This is a genomic window from Curtobacterium sp. B8, from assembly GCF_000333315.1.
Taxonomy (GTDB): Bacteria; Actinomycetota; Actinomycetes; order Actinomycetales; family Microbacteriaceae; genus Curtobacterium; species Curtobacterium luteum.
This window is the reverse complement of record NZ_BACW01000411.1, coordinates 1-5,515: the sequence shown is the minus strand read 5'-3', so window position 1 is coordinate 5,515 and position 5,515 is coordinate 1. Positions and strand designations below refer to the sequence as shown.

The following is a 5,515-nucleotide window of genomic DNA, read 5'->3' as shown; positions in this document are numbered from 1 at the left end:
AGCATCGAGATGAACCGTGGATGGCGTTCGTGTGCTGCCCCTCGCGGTTCACGAAGCTGTCGACCGGCAGCGCGTAGAAGGCCCGGAAGGCGAGCGAGTGGCCGTCGATGACCATGAGGGTAGGCTTTGCGGAGTCCGACACCCGGACAGCCTACCGACGCCATCCGACACGGGAGTCCTGCGCGCGTGACCGACGAAGCGACCACCACGAACGCCGTCGACGACCGGCTCGCCGTGCGCGGGATGGGCGAACTCGCCGAGAAGATGGGCATGGTCATCACCGAGCTCACGGCCGAGCGGGCGGTGGGCACGATCCCGGTCGAGGGCAACCGGCAGCCGGTCGGGCTGCTCCACGGCGGCGCCTACGTCGTCCTCGCGGAGAGCCTCGGTTCGATGGCGGCGAACGTGCACGCCGGCCCGGGTCGCTACGCGGTCGGCATCGAGCTCAACGCCTCGCACTCGCGCAGCGCGACGAGCGGGATCGTCACCGGCACCTGCACGGCCATCCACCTCGGGAACACGCTCACCACGCACGAGATCGTCCTCACCGACGACCAGGGGCGACGCTGCTCCACGGTGCGCATCACCAACATGATCCGCGACGCCCGCTGACGGAACCACCTGGGCCTCCCGGCAAGCGCGGTCACGACACCCCGCGTGCGCGCCGCGCTGGGGTCAGGAAACGTCGCCCCGCGGCGACGAGAGCGACACGTCGTGCGCCCACGGCGCCGGCGCTCGGGCGCGCCGGACGGGAGGCCCGTGGCGGGCGTGCACCGCGCCTCCCGTCCGCCGTGTGGTCGCCGAGCGGTCACGACACCCCGCCTGCGCGCCGCGCTGGGGTCAGGAAACGTCGCCCCGCGGCGACGAGAGCGACACGTCGTGCGCCCACGGCGCCGGCACTCGGGCGCGCCGGACGGGAGGCCCGTGACGGGCGAGCGCCACGCCTCCCGACCGACGTGTGGTCGCCACGGACGACGAGAGCGCCGCCTCCCCGAGGGGAGGCGGCGCTCTCGTGCGAGCGACCTGCGTCGCTACTTCTTGGCGCTGAGCTGCTCGATGATCGCCTTCGCGACGTCGTGCATGGTGAGACGGCGGTCCATCGAGGCCTTCTGGATCCAGCGGAACGCCTCGGGCTCGGTGAGGCCCATCTTCTCGTTGAGGAGCCCCTTGGCCCGGTCGACGAGCTTGCGGGTCTCGAACCGTTCGACGAGGTCGGCGACCTCGGCCTCGAGCGTGATGATCTGCTGGTGACGCGAGAGGGCGATCTCGATCGCGGGCAGCAGGTCGTTCGGCGTGAACGGCTTGACGACGTAGGCGAGGGCGCCGGCCTCGGTCGCGCGCTCGACGAGGTCCTTCTGGCTGAACGCCGTGAGGAGGACCACCGGAGCGATGTGGTTCTTGGAGAGCTTCTCGGCCGCGGAGATGCCGTCGAGCTGGGGCATCTTGACGTCCATGACGACGAGGTCGGGGCGGAGGTCGGTCGCGAGCTGCACGGCGGTCTCACCGTCGCCCGCTTCACCGACGACGTCGAAGCCGTTGTCGCGGAGGATCTCGACGATGTCGAGGCGGATGAGCGACTCGTCCTCGGCGACGACGACGCGACGCGGTGCTGCTGGGGTTGCTTCTGTGTCACTCACGCAGAGCAGCCTACTAGACCACGGAAGTGCCAGTTGTCGGGACCGTCCCGCGCGCCGTGACCGCCGTTGTACGAGTGGCGGGACTCGAACCCGCACGCCGTGAGGCAGAGCATTTTGAGTGCCCCGTGTCTACCGTTCCACCACACTCGCGAGGAGATCAGGCTAGCAGCACCCGCAGCTCGAACACGGCGCCGCCGAGCGCCCGGCTCCCGCCCTCCCGGCCCGCACCGCCCCGGTCCGCACCGCCGTGGCGCACACCGGCGTGCGCGAGCGACCCGCCGTGCGCGTCCGCGATCCCCCGTGCGATCGGCAGCCCGAGCCCCGCTCCGCCCGAGCGGGCGTCCCGGGAGGCCTCGAGCCGCACGAGCCGGTCGAAGACGCGTTCCCGGTCGGCCTCGGGGATACCGGGGCCGTCGTCCTCGACGCGGAGGAGGGCTTCCCCGGGCCCGTCGGTCAGTTCCAGCCGCACGCGCCCGGCTCCACCGGACGCCCGCGCCGCGTTGTCGACGAGGTTGCCGACGACCTGTGCGAGGCGGTCGGGGTCGACGTCGGCGACGACCTCGTGACCGGGGACGTCGACGTCGAGGGTCGTGCTCGGCAGGCGGAGTCGCAGCCGCTCGGCCTCGGCGGCGAGCCACGGCCCGAGGTCGGTCGGCCGGCGGTCGAGGTCGATCCCCCGGTCGAGCCGGGCCATCGTCAGCATGTCGTCGACGAGGCGCGCAGCGCGGTCAGCCTGCCGGACGACGTGCACGGCCATCGCCTCGGTGGTCGCCGGGTCCGCGGGACCGTTCCGGACGAGGGTGTCCGCGGCGGCTCGGACACCGGCGACGGGAGTGCGGAGTTCGTGCGCGGCATCGGAGAGGAACCCGCGCACGCGCCCCTCGGCAGCCACGGCCTTGGCCTCCGCTCCCTCGACGGCGTCGAGCATCTCGTCGAAGGCGAGTGCCACCCGGCCGATCTCGGTGTCGGTCCGGGCCGGTCGGAGCCGTCGCCCGCGGTCGCCGGCGGCGATCGACCGTGCGGCGCCGGTCATCTCGTCCAGCGGTCGCATCGTCCGTCGGACGACGAGCACGAGCCCGACCACCGCCACGCCGAGGAACGCGGCAGACGCACCGCCGAGGACCCACCCGACCTGCGCGAGCGTCTCCTGGACGTCCCGTGTCCCCGCGGTCAGCGTGATCCGCGTGCCGTCCGCGAGGTCCGAACGCAGGGTCAGGACGCCGTCGTCGTCGCGCACCGAGGACGACGTGATGCGCGTCCCGGTGGTGCCGCCGGCCGTGGTGTCGCCCGTCGTCCCGGCGCTCGACGAACCGGCCGTCGCCGGGCCCGCGCCCCCGTCCGAGCCCGAGCGCTTCGCCGGTCCCGGCAGTCCCGCGGGGTCGGGCGGTCCCTTCCGGAGCTGGGCCGGCGTGGGTCCGGCCTCGACGGAGGCCCCGTCCGGCTCGACGATCCGGACCGAGAGGCCCTGCGCCGACAACCGGTCGGCGAGGTCGTCCGCGTCGAGCACCCCGACGAGCGCCGCGGCCGCCGAGGCCCGGTCCCTGAGGCGCTCCTCGACCTGGGCGGTCAGCCGGGCGCCGAGGACCGCCTCGACGGCGACGACGAACACGGCGAGCAGCACGGCGAGCAGCACCGTGACGGCCACCACGGTCCGCAATCGCAGGGAGGTGGTGCGGAGGCGTCCCGCGGGGTGGTTCACGCTGCGCCCCGGTCGGTCGCGAGCCGGTACCCGAGCCCCCGCACGGTGTGCACGAGCCGCGGCCCGTGGGCCTCCATCTTCCGACGCAGGGCGCTGAGGTGCACCTCGACGACGTTGGGTGCGATGTCCTCGTACCCCCAGACCTGCGTCGTGATCTGCGCCTTCGAGACGGTCCGGCCACGGCTCTCGGCGAGGAACCGCAGGAGGCGGAACTCCGTCGCCGTCAGGTCGAGCAGGACACCCGCTCGCCGCACGGTCGCGCCGTCCGGGTCGAGCACCAGGTCGCCGACCTCGATCACGGACGGAACCCGCCCCCGTCGCCGCAGCACGGCCGTGACGCGGGCGACGAGCTCGGCCATCGCGAAGGGCTTCACCACGTAGTCGTCGGCACCCTCGGCGAACCCGCGGAGTCGGTCGTCGAGCTCGTCCCGCGCCGTCATCATCACGACGGCGGCGTCGGAGCGGGCACGGATGCGGGCCGCCAGGAGGATGCCACTCGGCCCGGGCAGCATCCAGTCGAGCAGCACGAGGTCGGGTGCCGCACGGTCGAGGTCCTCGGCGATGCGTCGGCCGTCGGAGGCCTCGGCGACGACGAAGCCCTCGGCGCGGAGGGTCGTCGCGACCGCGGTGCGGAGGGAGTCGTCGTCCTCGACCACGAGGATGCGTGCTGGTGCGTTCACGGCGGACACGCTAGGTCGGCTCGGCCATCACGGAGCATGGAACGACCTGGAGAACGCCTGTGCGCCGCCGATGCTTCAGTCCTGCTTCAGATTGGGAACCGACCGTCGTCCTCGTCGGCGGACCGCCCGGTCCGCCGCCCACGAAGAGGAGACACCATGCAGCACGAACAGGATGACCGCCCCACCGTCGGGCGTCGGCGCCGGACCCTCCGCGCGGTCGGCATCGGCTCGGCAGCCGCGGCGGCGCTGGTCCTCGGCGGGGTCGGCGTGACGGCCGCGATGGCCGCGCCGAGCGCGCCCTCGACCGCGCCGAGCGGAGCGCCCACGGGTGCGCCGAGCGGGGCCCCGAGCGGTGCTCCGTCGGGAGCCCCGACCGCGGGACCGGCCGCGCCGGGGAAGGGCAGCTCGGCAGCACCGGGCGGGAACGCAGCACCCGGCTCCGCACCGGCCCCGGGCTGCCTCGCCGGTCCGCTCGCCGACGGGAAGGCGCCCACCCCGCCCAAGGACGGCAAGACGCCCACCCCGCCCAAGGACGGCAAGACGCCCACCCCGCCCAAGGACGGCAAGACGCCCACCCCGCCGAAGGACGGGACGGCACCGAAGCCCCTGGAGGACGGCACCGCCCCGACCCCGCCCACCGGCAGCAGCGCACCCGGCCAGGACAGCACCGCCACCCCGGCCCCGACCAGCGGGTCCTGACCAGCGGGTCCTGACCAGCCGGTCCCGACCCACTCGTCACCCCACCGGTGCCCGCTGCGGGAGGCACACACGGTCGGCCGACAGGTCGACGCGTGTCGTGCCTCCCGGCCGGCGGGCAACCGTCAGGAACGCTCGATCGCCTCGACCGCGGCGACCAGGCCGGCCCGTCGCGGCGACCGCCGCGGCAGCACGCCGAGGAGGGCCCGCAGGACCTGCGGATCCTGCGCGCCGTCCGGTGTCCGCGACCAGGCCAGCAGCGCGTCGACGCCGCCGTCGGCGACGAGCGCCTCCCGGAACCGTGTCCGCACCAGGTCGCGCAGGTCGTCGACGCCCGGTGACGCCGACCCCGGGAGCACCGGCCCGGTGTACCGGTCGACGGCCTGGAGGCGCGCCCCGCGGTCGAGCGCGGACAGCACGGTGTCGACGTCGGTGCGCAACCCCTGCAGGCGGTACGGCCGCGACGTCAGGCGAGCGTCCGGTGCGTGGTCGGCGAGCACGCGTCGGAGGCGCACCACCTCAGCCCGGAGGGTCGTCACCGCGCGGACGTCGCCGTAGACGGCGACCGCGAGGTCCGCGGCCGGGAGGCCCGCAGGCGCTGCCGCGAGCACCGCGAGGATCTCCGAGTGGCGCTCCGACAGCCGCACCGCGCTCGACCCCGTCCGGAGGGTCGCCGTGTCCGACCCGAGGAGCTCGAGCTCGGCGGGGTGCGGTGCCGCGGACGACTGGCGCCGGAGCGCCGCGAGGGCGAGTTCTGCCTCGGCGGCAGCGGCGGCAGCGGTGAGCAGGGGCAGGGTGTGCCG

Annotated in this window: 6 protein-coding genes, 1 tRNA gene and 1 pseudogene; 2 read left to right on the top strand and 6 right to left on the bottom strand. The window is 74.4% G+C overall.

Going from position 1 to position 5,515, the window contains the following annotated elements; all coding sequences use genetic code 11:
• On the bottom strand, nucleotides 1-142 hold a 142-nt coding region (locus I59_RS23900; RefSeq protein ID WP_376764448.1), incomplete at its 3' end, for a hypothetical protein.
• A gap of 101 nt (nucleotides 143-243) precedes the next feature.
• Here I59_RS23900 and I59_RS10700 point away from each other — a divergent pair.
• On the top strand, nucleotides 244-612 hold the full coding sequence (locus I59_RS10700; protein WP_042726647.1) for a PaaI family thioesterase: 369 nt from the start codon (nucleotides 244-246) through the stop codon (nucleotides 610-612).
• Nucleotides 613-1,031: 419 nt separating this feature from the next.
• Here the strand turns inward: I59_RS10700 and I59_RS10695 are convergent, their stop codons facing one another.
• The 4 genes from I59_RS10695 to I59_RS10680 all read right to left on the bottom strand — a co-directional run bounded on the left by I59_RS10695 (nucleotide 1,032) and on the right by I59_RS10680 (nucleotide 4,016).
• Nucleotides 1,032-1,637: an ANTAR domain-containing response regulator gene (locus I59_RS10695; protein ID WP_022903868.1), complete on the bottom strand. Its 606-nt coding sequence runs from the start codon at nucleotides 1,635-1,637 to the stop codon at nucleotides 1,032-1,034.
• 69 nt (nucleotides 1,638-1,706) lie between these two features.
• Nucleotides 1,707-1,787, bottom strand: a tRNA-Leu gene (locus tag I59_RS10690).
• 7 nt (nucleotides 1,788-1,794) lie between these two features.
• Entirely contained in the window at nucleotides 1,795-3,285 is a 1,491-nt protein-coding gene (locus I59_RS10685) for a HAMP domain-containing sensor histidine kinase (protein ID WP_261976555.1), read from the bottom strand.
• Nucleotides 3,286-3,332: 47 nt separating this feature from the next.
• Nucleotides 3,333-4,016 (bottom strand): response regulator transcription factor, encoded by a 684-nt coding sequence (locus I59_RS10680; RefSeq protein WP_175329168.1) that lies wholly within the window; start codon nucleotides 4,014-4,016, stop codon nucleotides 3,333-3,335.
• Nucleotides 4,017-4,172: 156 nt separating this feature from the next.
• Between I59_RS10680 and I59_RS22845 the strand changes: the two genes are divergently transcribed.
• A complete protein-coding gene (locus I59_RS22845) occupies nucleotides 4,173-4,715 on the top strand; it encodes a hypothetical protein (protein WP_022903865.1) in 543 nt (180 codons plus the stop codon).
• A gap of 122 nt (nucleotides 4,716-4,837) precedes the next feature.
• Here the strand turns inward: I59_RS22845 and I59_RS22840 are convergent.
• Nucleotides 4,838-5,515 (bottom strand): annotated as a pseudogene (locus I59_RS22840) (transcriptional regulator); the annotation flags it as partial.